At 38.0% G+C, this 18,984-nt stretch carries 21 protein-coding genes; 1 reads left to right on the forward strand and 20 read right to left on the reverse strand.

Annotated features, from left to right (window positions below; all coding sequences use genetic code 11):
* Positions 1 to 69: 69 nt before the first annotated feature.
* The 20 genes from secA to IEX29_RS00535 form a co-directional block, all read right to left on the reverse strand.
* Positions 70 to 2,589: a preprotein translocase subunit SecA gene (gene secA, locus IEX29_RS00440; RefSeq protein WP_188732557.1), complete on the reverse strand. Its 2,520-nt coding sequence runs from the start codon at positions 2,587 to 2,589 to the stop codon at positions 70 to 72.
* A 362-nt stretch (positions 2,590 to 2,951) separates the two neighbouring features.
* Positions 2,952 to 3,098: a hypothetical protein gene (locus tag IEX29_RS00445; protein ID WP_188732558.1), complete on the reverse strand. Its 147-nt coding sequence runs from the start codon at positions 3,096 to 3,098 to the stop codon at positions 2,952 to 2,954.
* A gap of 357 nt (positions 3,099 to 3,455) precedes the next feature.
* On the reverse strand, positions 3,456 to 4,013 hold the full coding sequence (gene hpf / locus IEX29_RS00450) for a ribosome hibernation-promoting factor, HPF/YfiA family (RefSeq protein ID WP_188732559.1): 558 nt from the start codon (positions 4,011 to 4,013) through the stop codon (positions 3,456 to 3,458).
* A gap of 277 nt (positions 4,014 to 4,290) precedes the next feature.
* Positions 4,291 to 4,644, reverse strand: a complete 354-nt coding sequence (gene fliT / locus IEX29_RS00455; RefSeq protein ID WP_188732560.1) for a flagellar protein FliT — start codon at positions 4,642 to 4,644, stop codon at positions 4,291 to 4,293.
* The gene (fliS, locus tag IEX29_RS00460; RefSeq protein ID WP_188732561.1) at positions 4,644 to 5,045 is read right to left on the reverse strand and encodes a flagellar export chaperone FliS; all 402 of its coding nucleotides are present in this window, start codon (positions 5,043 to 5,045) and stop codon (positions 4,644 to 4,646) included. Before fliS ends, fliT begins: the two co-directional genes overlap by 1 nt.
* Positions 5,046 to 5,068: 23 nt before the next feature.
* Positions 5,069 to 6,568 carry a flagellar filament capping protein FliD gene (fliD, locus tag IEX29_RS00465; protein ID WP_188732562.1) on the reverse strand — a complete coding sequence of 500 codons (1,500 nt, stop codon included), beginning with the start codon at positions 6,566 to 6,568 and terminating at the stop codon, positions 5,069 to 5,071.
* Positions 6,569 to 6,580: 12 nt separating this feature from the next.
* Positions 6,581 to 6,937, reverse strand: a complete 357-nt coding sequence (gene flaG, locus IEX29_RS00470) for a flagellar protein FlaG (protein ID WP_188732563.1) — start codon at positions 6,935 to 6,937, stop codon at positions 6,581 to 6,583.
* A 151-nt stretch (positions 6,938 to 7,088) separates the two neighbouring features.
* Positions 7,089 to 7,313, reverse strand: a complete 225-nt coding sequence (gene csrA, locus IEX29_RS00475; protein ID WP_188732564.1) for a carbon storage regulator CsrA — start codon at positions 7,311 to 7,313, stop codon at positions 7,089 to 7,091.
* On the reverse strand, positions 7,313 to 7,759 hold the full coding sequence (gene fliW, locus IEX29_RS00480; RefSeq protein ID WP_188732565.1) for a flagellar assembly protein FliW: 447 nt from the start codon (positions 7,757 to 7,759) through the stop codon (positions 7,313 to 7,315). Before fliW ends, csrA begins: the two co-directional genes overlap by 1 nt.
* A 12-nt stretch (positions 7,760 to 7,771) precedes the next feature.
* Positions 7,772 to 8,335 carry a DUF6470 family protein gene (locus IEX29_RS00485; RefSeq protein WP_188732566.1) on the reverse strand — a complete coding sequence of 188 codons (564 nt, stop codon included), beginning with the start codon at positions 8,333 to 8,335 and terminating at the stop codon, positions 7,772 to 7,774.
* A 163-nt stretch (positions 8,336 to 8,498) separates the two neighbouring features.
* Complete coding sequence (gene flgL, locus IEX29_RS00490; RefSeq protein WP_188732567.1) at positions 8,499 to 9,383, reverse strand: flagellar hook-associated protein FlgL; 885 nt, start codon at positions 9,381 to 9,383, stop codon at positions 8,499 to 8,501.
* Between the two features lie 9 nt (positions 9,384 to 9,392).
* Positions 9,393 to 10,868, reverse strand: a complete 1,476-nt coding sequence (gene flgK, locus IEX29_RS00495; RefSeq protein WP_188732568.1) for a flagellar hook-associated protein FlgK — start codon at positions 10,866 to 10,868, stop codon at positions 9,393 to 9,395.
* 19 nt (positions 10,869 to 10,887) lie between these two features.
* Complete coding sequence (locus tag IEX29_RS00500; protein ID WP_188732569.1) at positions 10,888 to 11,370, reverse strand: flagellar protein FlgN; 483 nt, start codon at positions 11,368 to 11,370, stop codon at positions 10,888 to 10,890.
* A 27-nt stretch (positions 11,371 to 11,397) separates the two neighbouring features.
* A complete protein-coding gene (gene flgM / locus IEX29_RS00505; RefSeq protein WP_188732570.1) occupies positions 11,398 to 11,661 on the reverse strand; it encodes a flagellar biosynthesis anti-sigma factor FlgM in 264 nt (87 codons plus the stop codon).
* Between the two features lie 75 nt (positions 11,662 to 11,736).
* Entirely contained in the window at positions 11,737 to 12,210 is a 474-nt protein-coding gene (locus IEX29_RS00510; protein WP_229720031.1) for a TIGR03826 family flagellar region protein, read from the reverse strand.
* A 176-nt stretch (positions 12,211 to 12,386) separates the two neighbouring features.
* Positions 12,387 to 13,064, reverse strand: a complete 678-nt coding sequence (locus IEX29_RS00515) for a ComFC family protein (protein ID WP_188732572.1) — start codon at positions 13,062 to 13,064, stop codon at positions 12,387 to 12,389.
* Positions 13,061 to 14,470, reverse strand: a complete 1,410-nt coding sequence (locus tag IEX29_RS00520) for an ATP-dependent helicase ComFA (RefSeq protein WP_188733026.1) — start codon at positions 14,468 to 14,470, stop codon at positions 13,061 to 13,063. The genes IEX29_RS00515 and IEX29_RS00520 overlap by 4 nt, the downstream gene beginning before the upstream one ends.
* A 105-nt stretch (positions 14,471 to 14,575) precedes the next feature.
* The gene (fakB, locus tag IEX29_RS00525) at positions 14,576 to 15,418 is read right to left on the reverse strand and encodes a DegV family protein (protein ID WP_188732573.1); all 843 of its coding nucleotides are present in this window, start codon (positions 15,416 to 15,418) and stop codon (positions 14,576 to 14,578) included.
* A 278-nt stretch (positions 15,419 to 15,696) separates the two neighbouring features.
* A complete protein-coding gene (locus IEX29_RS00530) occupies positions 15,697 to 16,392 on the reverse strand; it encodes a response regulator (protein WP_188732574.1) in 696 nt (231 codons plus the stop codon).
* Between the two features lie 352 nt (positions 16,393 to 16,744).
* Complete coding sequence (locus IEX29_RS00535; RefSeq protein ID WP_308423609.1) at positions 16,745 to 17,884, reverse strand: sensor histidine kinase; 1,140 nt, start codon at positions 17,882 to 17,884, stop codon at positions 16,745 to 16,747.
* Between the two features lie 414 nt (positions 17,885 to 18,298).
* On the opposite strand from IEX29_RS00535, the gene IEX29_RS00540 reads away from it, so the two are divergent.
* Positions 18,299 to 18,949, forward strand: coding sequence for a YigZ family protein (locus IEX29_RS00540; protein ID WP_188732575.1), 651 nt, complete (start codon positions 18,299 to 18,301; stop codon positions 18,947 to 18,949).
* The last annotated feature ends 35 nt before the right edge of the window (positions 18,950 to 18,984 follow it).

An 18,984-nucleotide genomic window follows, 5' to 3' on the forward strand; every position in this document is an offset into this window, starting at 1 on the left:
TGAAGTAAACCTTCATCCAGTTGTTCATTCTTCTAACATCATTTACAGCTTTTCATTATCTATGCCATATTATTGCTTGCCATGACAATTTTTATATTTTTTCCCACTGCCGCAAGGACAAGGATCATTTCGGCCAATTGTATTATTTTTTACAATTGGCTTTCTTGATTTCTTCTTCTGGCCTTCTCCACCGCCGGAAATAGCTTGTGTATTTTTTACTACTTCCTGCCGCTGCAGATTTTCTTGAATTTGTGCCTTCATGACATATCTGGAGACTTCTTCTTCAATACTTGCAATCATTTCTTCAAACATGGTGAAGCCTTCCATTTGATATTCACGCAATGGATCGTTCTGTCCATATGCACGTAAATGAATACCCTGGCGCAGCTGATCCATCTGGTCGATATGATCCATCCATTTCGTATCAACTGTGCGCAGTAAAATAACTTTTTCAAATTCTGCAAACTGCTCTGGTGTAAGCTCTTCCTCTTTTGCATCATAGCGGCGGTTAACTTTTTCCATTATAATGCCTGTTATTTCTGCTGCTTCTTTATCCTTCAGTTCAGCTGCTGTAATATCACCCTGCTCTAACAAGTTACCTTCCACATACTCGACAACTGCATCCAGATTCCAATTATCTTCATCATTATCCTGCGTATGTGTACCGACAATTCTCTCTACCGTAGATTGAATCATATTTATAATGATTTCACGAAGGTCAGCATCAGAATCAATTACTTCAAAGCGCTGCTTATAAATAATCTCACGCTGCTCGCGAAGCACATCATCATAGGAAAGGACAGTTTTACGTGCATCGTAGTTATTCCCTTCAACCCGCTTTTGGGCGGATTCTACAGCTCGGGATACCATTCTGCTTTCAATTGGCTGGTCATCATCCATACCAAGTCTTTCCATCATTGCCTTCAGATTATCTGACCCAAAACGGCGCATCAGCTCATCTTCCATAGATAAGAAGAATTGCGATATACCCGGGTCTCCCTGACGACCTGAACGACCGCGCAGCTGATTATCAATCCGGCGTGACTCATGACGTTCTGTACCAATTACCGCCAGACCGCCAAGCTCTTTGACACCATCACCCAGTTTAATATCTGTTCCGCGCCCGGCCATATTAGTTGCAATAGTTACAGCACTTTTTTGACCGGCATTTTCAATAATTTCAGCCTCACGAAAGTGATTTTTCGCATTCAATACTTCATGCTTTACGCCGGCACGTTTCAGCATTTGCGAGATTAATTCCGAAGTTTCTACTGCTACTGTACCGACCAGCACTGGCTGACCCTTTTCATGCCGCTCTTTTATATTATTTACAACAGCTTTAAATTTACCTTCCATGGTTTTATAAATCTGATCTGCCCGATCATCTCTTTCAACCGGCTGATTCGTTGGGATAGCAATAACGTCCATATTATAGATGCTTCGGAATTCTTCTTCCTCTGTTTTCGCTGTACCAGTCATCCCGGCCAACTTTTTATACATCCGGAAATAGTTCTGGAATGTAATGGAAGCCAGTGTCATGCTTTCATTTTGAATCTGTAAATTTTCCTTTGCTTCAATAGCCTGATGCAGACCATCACTGTAGCGGCGACCCTTCATTTTACGTCCGGTAAACTGGTCAATAATGATGACTTCGCCTTCCTCTACCATATAATCCGTGTCTTTGTGCATCGCAACATGCGCTTTTAAAGCCTGATTAATATGATGTGTCAAGGAAACATGTGATAAATCAAATAAGTTTTCAATAGTAAAGAACTTTTCTGCTTTATCAATCCCCTGCTCTGTCAGCTGTACTGCCTTTGTTTTCACGTCATACGTATAATCTGCTTCTATTTGCAGCGTACTCACAAACCGGTCTGCCTGTTGATAAAGAGATGCAGATTTTTTTGCTGATCCGGAAATTATCAATGGTGTACGGGCTTCATCAATTAAAATCGAGTCGACCTCATCAATAATCGCATAGTTTAAGGAACGCTGCACCATTTGTTCTTTGTACAGCACCATATTATCTCTTAAATAATCAAAACCAAATTCATTATTTGTTCCGTAGGTTATATCGGCCTGATATGCTGCACGCTTGTCTTCCTTAGGGAGGCCATTATGATTTAAGCCGACTGTTAATCCTAAAAAGCCAAACAATTCTCCATTCACCTTAGCATCCCGATCAGCCAAGTAATCGTTGACTGTAATAATATGCACGCCTTCACCAGAAAGTGCATTAAGATACGCTGGCATTGTTGAAGCCAACGTTTTCCCTTCCCCTGTTTTCATTTCAGCTATATTTCCGTTATGCAGGGCTACTGCACCAATTAATTGTGTACGGAACGGTCGCATCCCGAGCACCCGTTTGGAAGCTTCCCGGACAACAGCAAATGCTTCTGCCAGAAGGTTGTCCAATTCTTCCCCATCTGCAACCCGTTCTTTAAACTCATTAGTTTTCATTTGTAAATCATTATCTGAAAGCTTCTCCATCTCAGGCTCTAATGCTTCAATTTGATCCACCTGTTTTTCGATACGCTTCACTTGTTTTTGATTTCCGTCACCAAAAATCTTTGTTAAAATTCCTGCCATAATGAACGCTCCTCAGTTAATTGAAACTTTTTATTTCTTATAAACACGATTTGGTTTATCATCTGTAGTATGGGTAAAATATATAATATACCATTGTGTAAAGTTAATGATATCAATAGCTAATTAATTTACCATTCCTTTTAGGCAATAGTCAACATTAATATCATAACATTTCCTAAACCGTTATGACAACTTACATACACCGTCTTATTCCCCATAATGAAATTCTATCACGATGGCAGCCTTCCAAATGATTTTTCGGACTTTAAGTGTAAAAAAAAGAACTGAAACGATTATTTCAGTCCTGGATGAGGCGATCTTACGTGGGAGCATTGCGTAGAGCAGTACGTAAATTACTACTTTTATATTTTTTCTTTTTGTTCAGAGGATAGTTGTATAACATTTTTGTTGAGGTTAGCTACAATACGTAATAGCTGCTGAATAGTATGTTCCTGCTGGCTGACACGCTGTTCCAGTTCATTCAATAACCGCTGGTTGATATACTGCATTAAACTGCCTCCTTTTCTTTCTAATTTGGTTATACCATATCCTTTCGTTCCCTGCGAATCAGCAAAATCACGTTTTCAGTCACACAAAATGACAATTTGCTCAGGGGGAATTGGTTTTTTGAAGGCAAATAACGACTATTTTTCTCAAAAATAGCTTCAAACTGTAAATTTGATGTTTTTTTCGACAAATTTGTGTGAATGGATCCCGTTTCTAATTTATTGGGCTGCTTTTCTACGATTAGATTAGCAAAAAAACGCATGTAAAGATGACGTTTCCTTTTTAAAGCCAATATAAAAAGCAGTGCACCTTTATTTGAAAGGCGCACTGCTTTTTATCAATGTATATTATATTTTTATTTAAACATGCGGTTCAATCAGACCGTATTTTCCATCACGGCGTTTATAAACAACATTTGTATCACCCGATTGATCGTTTGTAAATACGAAGAAAGCATGTCCAAGCATATCCATTTGTAAAATTGCTTCTTCGGAATCCATTGGTTTTAAGTTGAAACGTTTTGTACGTACGATTTCAATATCACTTTCATTATTTTCTTCTGTCGCTAATCTAGCTTCTTTTTCCAACTCTGCAAAAGCATGTTTTGGTGAACCATTTTGTTTAAATTTACGATTAATTTTAGTTTTATATTTGCGAATTTGTCTCTCTAATTTGTCTACCGCTAAGTCTACAGCAGCATATAAATCAATATGCTGTACTTCCGCACGCAGTAATAGATTTGTCATCGGAATGGTAACTTCAATTCGCTGTTCATCATTATAGACACTTAAATTTACATGCACGTCGCTAATCGGAGCGGAATCAAAATATCTTTCCAGTTTGCTGATCTTTTTCTCAACATACTCTCGAATAGCGCTTGTAACCTCAATATTTTCGCCTCTGATATTAAATTTCATGTAAGTGTCCTCCTTCTATACTTTTATAAATATATTATAGCACTATTTCACAAACTTCTCTTCTCTAAACCTCTATTTTTTAGTAAACGCTTTCTATCAAATCACTTCCAGCCCTTTATATACAAGTATTAAAAAGCCTAAAGATTTTTTGACAAAATACTAATCAGATGAATAATAACTTTTGTTTTTTTGGAAAGTATTGATTTCTAATGTACAAAAAAGAGATAACCAGTTTAATGAATACCAATTATCTCTTCTTTTAGAACAGCTGAACTTTCTATTTTTTTTGATCTAAGAACATTCCGTCCATGCTTTGTACATTTTTATATGGATTAGAATAGCTTGTTGTCGATTTCTTTTGCTGCTGCACCTGTTTCATCTCGTTCTTTAATGCAAAAAATAAATATTTCATTTTCTGCTCGATCTCTTTATTCATCTGCACAACTGTCTGACCCAGTTTTTCTTCATCCTCTGTATATGGAGGTGCAATTGCTTCCAGCAGCTGTCCTCTCTCTTCCAATTTTTTCTGAAATATACCAATTACCTCTTCCCGATTATGGGAATCAATGTCTTGTAATAATAGCTGCTGCATACTTTCTGTAATTTGGTAGATAGGCACGATCCGGTTCATCAGACGGAAGCACCTTGTTTAAATTTCTGCTGACGGTCCTTGAGAATAACCTGCTTCCATACATCACGAAATTCTTCTGCGTAGCTGAGTGCCTCTTTTAATTTTTCTATATCATTCTTTATATTCGCTTCTGTTAAAAGATTATACATGTAGTCATACAATGGCAGAATTTGATGGGAAATATCCATTTTCATATCCAGAGTCACCATCAGTTCATTTACGATTTTCTGTGCCTTTTGGATATTCGTATTCTTCGCAGCAAAATCTTTATTATCCACATCTTTCATTGCCTGTTTTATAAATTTAATACAGCCGTTATAGAGCATCAATGTCAGCTCTCCGCCAGATGCTGTATTTACAGCGTTATTTTGATAAGTTTGATACGCTTTATTACTACTCATATCGGGTCATCCCCTCTTTATTGTTATCCTTGTGCCGGATAGAAGTTTGACATCAGCATATCGGATTGCTGGTTCATCATAGAGATTGCACGTTCCATCTCTGAGAATTGCTTCCAGTAACGTGATTCTACTTTTTCCAAACGGCGTTCAAAATTTTCAATGCGACTATTAATGTCCTCCATACGCTTCCCTAGCGCATAACCATCCAGGGACACACTTGTTGCCTTCCCTGCACGTTGATTAATTTGGCTGATAGTGCCTTCGACAGCATCCTCAAGGCGGTTGATCAGTCCTCTTCCTTCCCCTTCTGCATTGTTGGAGAAGAGCTTTTGTACGCTTTCAGGATCGTCAGCAAGTGCCTCCCGCAGTTTTGCTTCATCTTTAATAACTAACTTCCCGCCATCCATGTAGTCAGCTGTCGTTTCAATACCAAGTTCTGTTAATGAAGAAAATGCTCCGTCATTTTTAACTGTACTGTACCAGCTTGAACGCATGCTGGTCAGACCGCTGGATAGAGCCACTTCGCCTTTAAGCATCCCGCTTTTTGCTTTTTCTTCCCAAAGCTCAATTTCACGCTCCGTCATATCTGATTTCTGTTCATCCGTTAACGGCGGGAAATCACGATAAACCTGTTCACGCTGCGACTCATTTATTTTATCAACAATTTCATTGTAAGCTTCAACAAATTCTTTGATTTTATCGACGGTATGATCAATATCATTGGTTACATTTAAAGTTGCTTCGCCGTCTGTTTTATTTAGAAATTGGAAGGTGACACCGTTTAGCTGGTAGTGGTTGTCCTGAGTTTCTACTTCATAAGCACCATTATAGGTGAATTTTGCGTTTTGTGCGCCTTTTTCATTCCCCTGTTCCAAGCCTAATTTATTAAAGAAATTGCTACTATCAGAACTAAAGTCAATCTCATTTCCACCTTCATTATACACGCCTGTTCGTGTGGCTTCTAAAATAACTTTATTCGAATTTTCATCATACGTCATACGAACAGGACTATCTACATCATCATTAATTCTCTTGATAACATCTGAAAGTTTTTCTCCATCCCGAATCTCATAACTATGTTCCTTTACGCCGTCTTCACCATATGAACTATCTTTCCCATACGTTTTAAATGTAATTGAGCCAGTAATTCCTGCATCTTTTAGAGTCTGCTTTGTATCAAAATCTACCCCATTTTCTCCTACATTAATCGCAGAAGCAGCCAACTGCGTTACATTAATCCGATACGTCCCGCTATTCGCACCAGCATTCCCTGTCGCACGAACCGCACTTTCCTGTGTCGAGGAAATAATTTTTGTATTAAAGGTATTACTCAATTTCATATTAAAAATCAAATTCTGGTCAAAATCAGCCAGCATTTTATTAACATCCCGGAAAGCATCGCGTTTCCATTCCAGTTTTGTCCGGTCCTGATGTAATTTATCAAGCGGTATTCTTTCTGCATTCATTAAATCTTTTATCATCGTTTCTGTATCGATTCCGCTTGCTAATCCGCCAATTCGCATTTTTACTCACCTCTATACCTTTTTATTGATTAACAGCCCCATAAAATCAGCCATTTCCGCATACATATCCAACATCTTCTTTGGAGGTATTTCCCGTATGATTTCATCTTTGTCTGCATCTACGACAGTAACATAATACTTTTCCAGTTTTTCATGCATGACAAACTTTACATTTCTTCTGACAGGCTCCAAGAAATCGTTCATTTTATCAACTACCTGCTCTACTTGCTCTTTACTCACTACTTTATTCTCTTTCAAAGCTGTTTCGTTTTCTTTTGAATCAGATTGTAAAGCAGCGGGTGATGTAACAGCTTTAATGGAATGAGGGATAAATGAAGTATCCTGAACTCCAATTTTATTTACAACCATTTTATGTTACACTCCTTACTGTTTATCTTTTATATCGGCTTCTTTTATAAATTGTAAAGGGTTAAATACAATCTTTTCAGACATTACTGCTAAGTTTATCAGGACTTGTAAGGAAGAATAAATACTGTTCAATCAAAAAGTGAAATATAAACTACCATTTCTCTCCTTTTAAAAAACCCAAAAGATTCTGATCTAATTGTGCTGCCTGGTTATTTTGATTTTTGATGTCTACGTAGATTTCCTGACGATATATATCTACTGACTTAGGAGCACGAATCCCCAGCTTCACCTGATCTCCTTCAATTGCAATTACTTCTATTTCAATATCGTCCCCAATTTGAATGGCTTCATTTCTTTTTCTGGAAAGTACAAGCATTAGTTCTCCTCCTTTTCATGAAGAGGCTGACTGATTGGTGCCCTGGAAGAATAATCTTCCATTTGAAGAACGACCTGTTTCGCAATATTTTCCTTCATATGAATCACAATTGGTGCTTTCAAATTAATCGTGCTTTTTTCAAAAGGTTTATTTACTGTAACAATTGTATAGATAGCAATATCATTGCGATCTTTTATATTTAAGAATTCCAAGGTCGAAGTTTCCAGTTCAAACGTATAGTCTTTATATAAATAATAGGGATCCGTAATAATAAAAGCTAAATTGGCATCATCTGCCGATTGCAAGATATGAAAGATTGGGTTATCCGGCAGTTCCAGCAATACAAACTGCTTAGCCTCTGAAAACCCGGGTATTCCTGATGGAAATTTAATTATTTTTGACTCATCAACTTCAATTTCTCCTAAATAAGTAGATGTCATCTTCATGGTGCACACTCCTTATATTTTCGTATTGACTACTTCTATTGTCAGTTCAGCACGCTGGGCAAGGGAGGTTTCTATTCTTCCAGCTGTATATTGCATGATTGGTTTATTTACTCTTCCTTCAATAATCGGCTTATTTGTTCGAACCTGAATATCTAATTCAGCCGGTTCATAGGAAGTTTTCACCGCAAAGGTAGACGGGATAAATGCGAGCCCTAATCTTTTTTGCTGAGTAAATCCATTTTCCAGCGCCTGTGTTTTGATTGGATCTGAATTATTTTCAATTCGCATGAGCGCATTGCCTTGACGTGCTCTTCTGGCAGCCCCTTGCTGTGCCGCCTGTTGGCCAGCCTGTGCATTTTTGGCAATACTCTTTTTCGGGCTTAATAAATTCATATCCTCCCAAGCCTGGCTTTGATCAATATTTAACCTTCCCGGCTTTGTACGCATAGAGATTTCTGCTGCCGGCTGTCTAATAGTCAAATCCCCTGATGGCTGAGATATATGTACTTGTGCAGGTTCTGTATTTATTTGAATTTTAGCCTGCTGTGAATGCATTCTAATCTGTGGAATCTCCATATCCGTTCCCTCTCCATCTTATTTTCTAAAAACACCCTGCTCCAGACAAAATAATGGGCAGGGTGTTTTATCATCTGTAAGAAAATATAGCTATCACGTGTACGAATACTTAGACCAAAGATATTACCGGTCGTTATAAGATAAGACAGTTATCCTTTTATAATTAACGTAAAAAGTCAACTAAAGAAGGCTGAATAATCCGGGAACCTGCTGAAAGTGCTGCCCGATGTAAACTCTCCTGTGTAATCAGATTCGTAATTGCCTCTGCAAAGTCGACATCCTCATTATCTGATAAAGTCTTTGTCGTTACGATCTTTTGATCAGCCAGGCGATTTTCCACCAGCTCCACTCTATTCATACGCGCACCAATTTCTGCACGTGAATCAAGAATACCTCCTATGGAGGCATCTAATTCTCCAATACTGTCTTCAATGTCTTCTCCAGTTTCAAGACGATCAATAAATTTATCTACAGTGGTAAACAAATCTTCTTCACCTTTACCAAAAACAGTAGATCCATCTGTATTTGCTTTTACCGTAATGCCGCTTGAAACTTCAATAAGCACATCACCAGGGTCAAAGTTCGGTGTAATTACTCCATTTTCATCTACCTCTACTGGTGGTGTATCTGAATTAGTACCATTAAAAATATATCTTCCATTCACATTCGTATTAGCAATATCCACCAGATGCTCTTTTAGCTGCTTTGCTTCTTCAACAATACTCTGATATTCGTCATCGCTGTTTGTCCCATTACTCGCCTTGACAGCCAGTTCCTTCAACCGCTGCATTGCTTGGTTTGTCTGGTCCATGGCAGCATCTGTATTATCCAGCCAGCTGTTCACCTCTGAAGTATTTCGTTCAAATTGGTTAATTCTTGCCAATTCTGAACGGTAAGAAACGCCCTTCATCGCAATCATCGGATCATCAGAAGGCTTTGCTATCTTTTTCCCGGTGTATAGCTGCTCCATATATTTATTCATTTGCGTACTACTATGTGTTAAGTTACGTAACATATTATTGGAAAGCATACTTTGAGTAACTCGCATTTTTCTAACCTACCTTCCTACTAATCCCATTCGGTTAATAACTGTATCTATTAATTCATCCATTGCCGTCATTCCACGGGCAGCTGCATTATAAGCATGCTGGAATTTAATCATGTTGGTCATTTCTTCGTCTAATGAAACAGCGCTGATAGATTGACGCTGATTACTTACCTGATGCTGTAATGTGGCGGTACTGTCTAACATCGTTATGGCATGGCTGGTATCAACACCGACATCACCAATAATTGATTCCAGATAGCCGTTTACAGAAACGCCGCCCAGCCCTTCATTTGGGCTTGTAAAAATATCTGCCATTTTTTTTGCAAGATCACCATTTTTGGCATTTTCATCCGTTGAAACAATAATATCTTTATAATCTTCCAAAGCAACTGTCATTTTTCCAGCAGCTCCTTTTGAATCGGATAATTCTTCAAAGAATGAAGCGTCAGGATTACCTTCCTTATACACCTCATTTAAGCTATTGACAATTGTATAGGCAAGTTCGTCAAGCTTTCCCAGCATTTCTGGATAATCTCCTTTTACTTCTGTATCGTCACCTTCCACATATCCAAAAGCATGTACATGGCTTTGAATGATCCCTTTAGAAGTTTTAATATCTATTCCACCTACATTAATGCTTTCGATTACTTCCACTCCATCAATTTCTGTATAAACCGGCTTATCAATTTTCTTTGTCGTTCCATCTGTACCATTTACCAATTCCACCGAATTACCATTGCCAAGAATTATATTTACAGTCGCTACCCCATCCCCTTGCTTACCACTCGGTATATGACTACTATCATACTTCACTTCAATATTCACAATTTCCGATAACTCGTCCAGAATATTGTCGCGTTTATCATATAAATCATTCGCATTATAGCCGTGGATTTCCAGTTTCTTAATCTGACTATTAAGGGAGTCAAGCTGATCAATCATAGCATTTGCTTTATCTATCGTATTCTCTGTCTCCGTTTGTAAATCTTTACGAATCGTATTCATAGATTTTGACAGATGGTTAAAAGTATCCGCCAATGATTCGCCTCTTTTCAATACAACTGCACGCGCCCCATTATTTGTCGGGTTGGCCCCCGCTTCCTGTAGAGCGCTCCAAAAATCACTCATTGCAGCTTCAATACCTGAATCGCTTGGCTCATTTAATAGATTTTCCATTCTAGAAAGTGCTGCTGTCCGTTCAGACCAGTAGCCTACAGAGGCATTTTCTGCCCGGAATTGCGTATCTAAAAATTGATTGCGGATACGCTGTACGGAACCGACTTCGACTCCTGTCCCTAATTGTCCTGGCATATGCGGGCTGTTCATACCCGGGGTCGGATAACCATTCATTGCCTGCATGTTGACGCGTTGTCTGGTATATCCGGGTGTATTGGCATTGGAAATATTATGCCCGGTTGTATATAAGGCACTCTGCTGTGTACTCAGTGCCTGACGTGACATTTCTAATCCTCGAAACGTGCTCATCAAATCTTCTCTCCTTTTTTCATGCTTTCGAATCAAATAGAGAACGGCCGGACATCTTATCCGAAGATGCTGTTCCGTAATTCATCGATTGGATGGACGGGTTAACTAATTCCATCGAAAGCTGTACAAACTTCATTGATTCTTCCAGTAATGCTTTATTTAAATGTTCCTGTCTTTTTAACTCTCTAATTGTATCTGTTAATGCAACTGCAGCATCCTCTGCCATTTTCTGCTCTTCGACATCCAATCTGCCCAAAATCTCTGTAATGGTCAGCGTTTCCGCCGGATGATGCTGTTCATCCTTCCATGCTTCTGCAGCTTCCTGCCTTTTCTGCTCCTGCTTCTCCAGCTGACGGATAAGTTTCTGCTCTTCTAAAAGCAGTGCCTGAAATTCATCAAGCTTATTATTCGTCAATGCCTCTGTTTTCCGTTTAGATAATTCCAGCAAATCCTTATGTGTTGCTGTTAAATCATTCATTGCATGAATCAGCTGAATGCTCACAAACTTTCCTCCTTTGACCAGTAAAGCTTACTTGCCAGTCCAAAAATCCTGCATTTTTTGAGCGAGTTTCTCATAATTTATTTTGTACTGATTGCTGTCAATTTTCTGCTTTATTTCGTTGACATACTCTGCACGCTTTTCATCTGGCTGCTCCTGCTTCTGCAATTTTTTCGCTTCCTGTGATATTTCAATACTGTCTTTTTTATATGATTCTGACTTAATTGTCTGTCTATCCTTAAGTGCTTGCTTATATGGATTAAAATTTGTTGGATTCGGTCCATTGATTTTCATTTTCTGCACCCCTTACCAGTAATGAGTAATTTATCTGGAAACTGCATTACTTTTTATTTTGTCCAATCGCATATATTATTCGTTCTTCCATTCACCTTTTGCGTAATACGTGGTTTCTCTTTCAGCATCTAATGCTTTTTCTTCTGCCGATTTCACTGCATCATACCTTACCAGATCTTCTTTCAATTCATTTTGACAGGAATCGCATATAGTGCCTTCCGTAATCGGCCGTTGACATCTTTCACATGGATAAGATAAATTCGGAAAATGGGATGGCTGGAGCCTTTTTTCCCGGATAAACTTCTGAATGAGAGTTTCATCAACGTCAGTTGCTTCTACAATCTGCCCAATTGTAGCAGTTCTGTTTTCCCGTTTTCTTAAAAAGTTATACACGCTTCTAAAATCTTCTTCTTCTTTTTTATAACAGTCATTACATATATCTCTAAGTTGCTTCACAAACACACGATCGCATCGTTCGCAGTTTGCCAATTCTCCCATTCTTGTTTCTCCTCTCTGCTGTACTTTCCTGCCGGGAAGGAACTTTTTCATTTATTAATTTTTATATTTATAATGATTTATTTTCACGAAATGTTTTTTGCTTATTTATATCATCGTCAGCATTACTGTAATTGTTAATAGGCAATGGGAAATTAATCGTTAATTATTTATCTTTATTATAACAAAATGCTTATCTATTTGGGGGATACTTCTGTTTTTTATCCTTTTTAACTTCTCGCTATCGTTAATGAATACACTGCGGGACAGCCATGAAGCTTTAATTGCTGTGCTGCCTGCCGGACTGTTGTACCTGTTGTGTAAATATCGTCAACGATCAAGGCAGCTTGTTTCAATGGTTCTGCTATAAAGAAAGGATTATCTCTTTTCAAACGGGCTTTCCGGTTCTTCTTTGCCTGTTTTTCGCCGCTCTTCCTGCGCAATACTTGCTTTACAGGAGCATCCAGCATCTCTGCCAGAGCCAGGGACTGATTAAATCCCCTCTCCTGCATTCTGCTTTCACTTAATGGTATTGGAACAATCGCCAGGGGAGCATTATTATCTGCAAACTGCTTTTCAAAAGCACTTTTCAGTTCATTTCGAAAAATTTCTCTCAGTAAATAATCTCCCCGGAATTTCCATTGTGTAATCATTTCACGGATCGTGTCATTATAATGAAAAATAGAATAATTCCTTTCAATATTATCGCCCAGCTCTCTCCACTGCTGACAATCTAAACAAATCGACGAGCCCCAGGCCCGGCTGCATACCTTACATCGTTTCCCAGAAATTATCTCCAGTTTACCGGTACAAAATGCGCACAGAACACTATTCTTTTTCACTGTCAGCCAGGTAGACCATGTCAATGGCTGTTCAATTTGTTCATGACAATACACACAAGAATTCAAAGCTTTTTCCCCCTCTCATTCATATCTAAAATCATCTGTCTCGCCTTTTCCATCGCATCTGTTTTTCCGTCATGAAAGAAAATCACCTCACCATCAGGGTCATCTGCACTTCTTCCTGCACGCCCGGCAATCTGAACCAGTGCAGCTTCATTAAACACTTCATGACCTGCATCCAGTACAGCAACATCTACAGAAGGAAAGGTAACCCCTCTTTCCAATATAGTTGTCGTGATTAAAGCATGTAATTCCCGGTTTCGAAATTGTTTTATTTTCGTTTCTCTATCCTTATCGGCCGCATAAACAGCTTGTAAGTCCTCTGAAGCAGAAATAGCACCTGTTTTAAGTAATAATAATGTAATTACTTCTTTCAGTTCCTTTATCATAGAAATTTTCGGCACAAAAATCAGTAACTGTCGCTGAGGATTCTGTCTGTTTATAAGCCATTTCCGAAAAGAATCAGGAAGTTTTTTATTTGCAAGCTGGCTGGAGAGATAAAAGGATAACTTCAATTTAGGAACAGGGAGAAGATGTCCGTGATAACGCAAAGGCACAAAAACATGCGGGAGCTTTCCCAGTTTCATCTGGAGTCTGAAATTTTTACGCGGGGTGGCGGTGAGGTATAAAGTCGTAGATTGTTTCTTAGCTGCCTGTTTTGCAGCATACATTAAGCTTTTATCCAGATAAAATGGAAAAGCATCGACTTCATCAATAATCAATACATCAAATGCTTGATAGTAGCGCATTAATTGATGTGTGGTTGCCAAAATCAATTGTGACTTACCGGCTTTATGCTCACTTCCTCCATAAAGTGCTTCGATGGTCACACCCTGAAAAGCCTGTTCCAGCCGGGGAAATAATTCCCGGATAACATCTACACGCGGAGAGGCTAATGCGATTCGTTTCCCCTGCTTTAAGGCGGCGGTAATTGCAGGGAACAGCATTTCAGATTTTCCTGCTCCGCATACTGCCCAGCACAAGCAGGCTGGCAGTTTTTCATTAACAGCCTTTTCCAGCTGTGCTGCTGCATTGCTTTGGGCAGGTGTTAATTTTCCTTCCCAGGTTAAAGGATTGGAATGCGCGGGCCAATATGCCTCTGCCCCACCCCATATATAGAGCGGCTTACATTCACTTATTCTTCCCATTTGAATACAGTTACGGCAATACAGATGTTTTCGCTGACAGATGCCGCAGGGATATTCTGAAAAATAGTGTGTTGATGTATTACCGCACCGGATACATCTTGCAGAGCCTTTTTGATTTTCTATTGCAGGAATTGGGATTAACTGTTTTGTAGAGAGGAGAACATGAAAACATTTCTCGGGGAGAGAGATTTCTTCTTCTAATAATCGTTTACCGGATAAAGATTCAGCGAGGAGCCGGGGGGAACATGAAATCAGTTTATCCATATTCAATTTGATACCTCCATAAATGCGGATTATTGTATAACAATTGCTCAAGTATAGGGGGGACTTCATTCAGTGAGCTTTTGCAATGCTGAATGAAGTTATATTTTATTTTTCATACCAGGCAACACCAATAGCGCCTTGTCCCAGGTGGGTACCGATAACAGGGCCGAAATAACTGATGGACGTTTCTATCTCTGGATGCTTGTCTTTAAAATCTGCTTCTAATTTTTCCGCATAAGGAAGGTCATTCCCATGAATAAATACAACCCGGAGATTTTTGCCTGCAGCAACCTCTTCTTCTAGTAATCCAAGAATGCGGGATATTGCTTTTTTCTTCGTGCGGATTTTTTCAAACGGGACAATCAGCTTATTTTCAAAATGAAGGATAGGTTTTATTTGTAAAAGACTGCCTAATATCGCTTGTGCGTTTGATAACCTTCCTCCTCTTTGGAGGTTGGTTAAATCATCAACCATAAAATAGGCACGGACCGTTTTTTTCATTTCATCCATTCTTGCTAAAATAGCATCTGCAGATTTTCCAGCCTGAGCCATAGCTGCTGCTTCCAACGCATAGAATCCTTGTATCATACAGCTGATTTCAGAATCATAGGCATAAACATCAATTCCTTCAACCATTTCTCCTGCACTTACCATTGTCTGGTATGTACCGCTGATACCGCTTGATAAATGGATAGAAATGACCGCATCATAGTCTTCTGCTAATTCCTCGAGTTTTTTAGTAATTTCACCGATGGACGGCTGCGATGTACTTGGCAATTCTTTGGAATCTGCAAGCTTTTGATAAAATTCTTCCGCTGTAATATCTAATTCTTCACGATAGGAACCATCTTGAAAAGTTACACTCAGCGGTACCATATGAATCCTGTATTTTTCACGGTCTTCCGGCGCAATATACGCTGTGCTATCTGACATGACAGCAATCTTCATAGACATTTACTCCTTTTCTTTTCGGTCATTACAGTAAAATAACAGCACAAAAATGATAGGATGTTTCCACTTTTCATGATGTGCTGTTTCTTTATACCTGTATGTGAAATCTGTTTACTTGACATTATTCTACACGATAATTCTGTAAAAATCGAATGCTTTATCAGTTTCTTAACGGGAACATAGCAATCGCTTATTATTTCCAGATAGCAGTTTTTATATTTCCGATATAAAAAGCGTCCTGACAATAAAAATCAGGACGCTTTTCTTTTTTACGATTAAATAACTTCTACCCAGCCTTTTCGAATCGCACAAACTACTGCTTGCGTACGATCATTAACATTCATCTTTTGAAGAATATTACTTACATGATTTTTAACTGTTTTTTCACTGATATAAAGTGATTCAGCCACTGCACGGTTACTCTTTCCTTCCGCTAACAGCTGAAGCACCTGACATTCTCTTCTTGTTAATAAATGAAGCGGTTTACGATGCTCCACATTCCTGTTTGCCAGACTGGATGTATTTTCTCTTGCTAATCGGCGATATTCTTTTACTAAATTATGTGTAATACGCGGATGTAAATAAGAACCTCCGCTGCTCACGACTTTAATTGCCTCTACAAGTGCTTCTGCATCCATCTCTTTTAATAAATAACCTTGCGCCCCTGTTTTTAATGCGTGTGTAACATAGTTTTCATCGTCATGGATAGATAAAATAATTATTTTTGTGTTTGGGAATTGTCTAATTAAATCGGCAGTTGCCTGTACACCATTGATTTTAGGCATATTAATGTCCATCAGTACGACATCCGGATTATTATCTCTCACAAGATTAGCTGCCTCAGAGCCGTCATCTCCCTCTGCAACTACTTTAAAAGCAGATTCAAACTCTAAAATCCGTTTAACACCTTCCCGAAATAATTTATGATCGTCAATTAATACAATACTTACTTCTTTTTGTACTTCATCCATATATAAATCTCCTTTTCTACTTAATGACACTAATTGAACGTTTTTTTAATCATTAATAGATAGATAGCATAGTTTTTTTTAAATTTAAAGTAAGTCTATTGTAGTACATATCATTGCTATTGTCTCATTTCAGCTCAAATCTATTTATTTTTAACAGCTTCGTTTTTTTACAGATGAGAACATCGTTATGAAAATGCCAAGGCGCTTTCCGTTTTAAAGTATGAGTTTAAAAGAATACATGAAGGTAGAATGATGTTATAAAGAATTTTTATATTTTGTAATTTTTTAATTTCTCTACTATTTTTATACAAAAAGCGCCTTTTTTCTACAATATCTATTTTTTATTATATACTTAAGTTAAAGAATATGGAACATTTATTGTAACTGTTGTTCCCTTTCCTTTTCCTGTAATGATCTTCAGATCGCCGTCAAGCATCTCAACACGTTCTCTCATTCCTATTAATCCAAAAGAATTATCGCTCTTTTCTGCCGGATTAAATCCTTTGCCGTTATCTGTTACAATCAGGATTAATCTATCTTTTAAAATTTCTAATTTGACCTTAATTTCTGTTGCTTCACTGTGTTTAATAGCGTTTTGCGCTGCCTCCTGCATCAGCCGGAATAAAGCAACCTCATATTTATTATTTAATCTTTTTTCTTCACCAAAAACAATAAATTCTACATGAATATTGTGATATTCGGTCAATCGATCTACATATTTTCGGATTGTCGGAACTACCCCTAAATCATCCAGTGCCATCGGCCGCAAATCATATATAATTCTCCGGACCTCCTGCAGAGAAACACGGACATTTTTCCGCAATGACTTAATCTCTTCAGATATTTCTTCCGGTGATCCTTTTTTCACAACATAGTCAAGAATATCTGAACGTAATAACACATTAGCCAGCATTTGAGCTGGTCCATCATGAATTTCTCTTGAGAGTTTTTTTCTTTCCTCTTCTTGTGCTTCAATAATTTTCAAACCAAACTCTTGTTTTTCTCTGGCATCTTCAATCATTTCATTGACCTGTTTAAAATCATCCTGCAGAAAATTAAAGATTACCGCAATTTTAGCAACAAGCTCTTCTCCACGTTCCAGTATATGTGTAAGACTTGTCAATCTGATTTCTATTTCATCACGCCGCTGCCGCAGCAGTTTCTCTTCTTCACGCATAATGATTAATTTTGTTTGAAAATCATGCGTTTTTTCATAAACTTTACGCACTTCATTCTCAGAGTATTTGTTAAAGTCCTTACTTACCAAGGCGAGCTGTTGACGATATTTTTTCACATCTTTCTCCAGGTGGTCCCCTTTTTTAATATACTCTTTTACTTTTTTTTTGGTTGACTCCAATTCCTTAGATAGATATTCATACTCTTTTCTTCCTTCTTCGGTAATTTCAAATACCTGATGTTTACTTTGATCAACCATCTGTATCATATTCTCTACAATTTGATCTATTGCCTGGTTATTTAATCTTATTGTCATCAGTAACTCACCAACCTATGTTATAATTATTCGTAACTTTCCTTGATTTTATAAGGATATTTTCAAAAAATTAATAAAAAACGCTTGTAATAATACAGTTTTTTACTTATGTCACATATTATTGTAAACTGAGAGTGAATGACGTAGGTAATAAACACTATAAAATCTAATTATATGAATTATTTTATAAGGATCAACTCCAAAATCAATGGTTGATATGAATGAATTAATATGGTAACAGGACTAATTGGCAATGAAAAGGAAACTTCCTCTTTCAGACTGTGTTCAAGCTTATAAAAAGCGCAGTGTTTTTCCGGGTCTTAAGATTACTGTCCTAACTTCCCCCATCACAGTGATTAACCTGTCCATGATAGATTTTGGCGAATTTTTTATTTTATTGAGGTGAAAATGATAATGCTATCAGCTTATTATACTGTAAAACCACATGGTACAGACGAAATAACCATTCAAAAGTCACGTTTTATCGCAAATGTTAAACGTGTCGAGTCAGAGGAAGAGGCTCAGGAATTTATCCAATCCATCAAAAAAGAACACCGTGATGCTACACATAATTGTTCTGCATATATGATAGGTGAAACAGATCATATACAAAAAGCAAATGATGACGGAGAACCAAGCGGAACTGCCGGTGTGCCTATTTTGGAAGTATTAAAGAAAAAGGGTCTGAAGGATACTGCTGTTGTCGTGACAAGATATTTTGGAGGTATAAAGCTTGGAGCAGGCGGTCTTATCCGCGCTTACGGTTCAGCAACTACCCAGGGTATCCAGACGACTGGAATCGTCCGCCGTGAACTGATGCAGGGAGTTTCGGTAACTGTCGAATATCCCATGCTGGGCAAGCTGGAAAACGAGGTCCGTCAGCAATCAAAATATATTTTAGAAAACATTCATTACCTTGAGAATGTAGCATTTATTATTTATGTGAAAACAGAAGAAACAGATGCTTTTACAAATTGGATTGTCGAAATGACAAATGCACAGGCAACGATTGAATTACTGGATCAAAAATATGTCGAAGCAGATGTGAATGATACTCCTTCTTAAACAAGGGGCAGTACGGCATTTATTAATAACCACTC

The sequence above is a fragment of the Oceanobacillus neutriphilus genome, from assembly GCF_014645515.1.
Taxonomy (GTDB): domain Bacteria; phylum Bacillota; class Bacilli; order Bacillales; family Amphibacillaceae; genus Oceanobacillus; species Oceanobacillus neutriphilus.

Coding starts and splice junctions, on each gene's coding strand:
- IEX29_RS00510 (WP_229720031.1), bottom strand. CDS start 12,210: ATGAAAAAGTTCCTTCCCGGCAGGAAAGTACAGCAGAGAGGAGAAACA.
- IEX29_RS00520 (WP_188733026.1), bottom strand. CDS start 14,470: ATGGATAAACTGATTTCATGTTCCCCCCGGCTCCTCGCTGAATCTTTA.
- IEX29_RS00485 (WP_188732566.1), bottom strand. CDS start 8,335: ATGGAGATTCCACAGATTAGAATGCATTCACAGCAGGCTAAAATTCAA.
- IEX29_RS00540 (WP_188732575.1), top strand. CDS start 18,299: ATGCTATCAGCTTATTATACTGTAAAACCACATGGTACAGACGAAATA.
- fliW (WP_188732565.1), bottom strand. CDS start 7,759: ATGAAGATGACATCTACTTATTTAGGAGAAATTGAAGTTGATGAGTCA.
- hpf (WP_188732559.1), bottom strand. CDS start 4,013: ATGAAATTTAATATCAGAGGCGAAAATATTGAGGTTACAAGCGCTATT.
- fliT (WP_188732560.1), bottom strand. CDS start 4,644: ATGAACCGGATCGTGCCTATCTACCAAATTACAGAAAGTATGCAGCAG.
- flgL (WP_188732567.1), bottom strand. CDS start 9,383: ATGCGAGTTACTCAAAGTATGCTTTCCAATAATATGTTACGTAACTTA.
- flgK (WP_188732568.1), bottom strand. CDS start 10,868: ATGAGCACGTTTCGAGGATTAGAAATGTCACGTCAGGCACTGAGTACA.
- IEX29_RS00535 (WP_308423609.1), bottom strand. CDS start 17,884: ATGACAATAAGATTAAATAACCAGGCAATAGATCAAATTGTAGAGAAT.
- flgM (WP_188732570.1), bottom strand. CDS start 11,661: ATGAAAATCAATGGACCGAATCCAACAAATTTTAATCCATATAAGCAA.
- IEX29_RS00530 (WP_188732574.1), bottom strand. CDS start 16,392: ATGGATGAAGTACAAAAAGAAGTAAGTATTGTATTAATTGACGATCAT.
- fakB (WP_188732573.1), bottom strand. CDS start 15,418: ATGAAGATTGCTGTCATGTCAGATAGCACAGCGTATATTGCGCCGGAA.
- IEX29_RS00445 (WP_188732558.1), bottom strand. CDS start 3,098: ATGCAGTATATCAACCAGCGGTTATTGAATGAACTGGAACAGCGTGTC.
- fliD (WP_188732562.1), bottom strand. CDS start 6,568: ATGCGAATTGGCGGATTAGCAAGCGGAATCGATACAGAAACGATGATA.
- secA (WP_188732557.1), bottom strand. CDS start 2,589: ATGGCAGGAATTTTAACAAAGATTTTTGGTGACGGAAATCAAAAACAA.
- csrA (WP_188732564.1), bottom strand. CDS start 7,313: ATGCTTGTACTTTCCAGAAAAAGAAATGAAGCCATTCAAATTGGGGAC.
- flaG (WP_188732563.1), bottom strand. CDS start 6,937: ATGGTTGTAAATAAAATTGGAGTTCAGGATACTTCATTTATCCCTCAT.
- fliS (WP_188732561.1), bottom strand. CDS start 5,045: ATGAGTAGTAATAAAGCGTATCAAACTTATCAAAATAACGCTGTAAAT.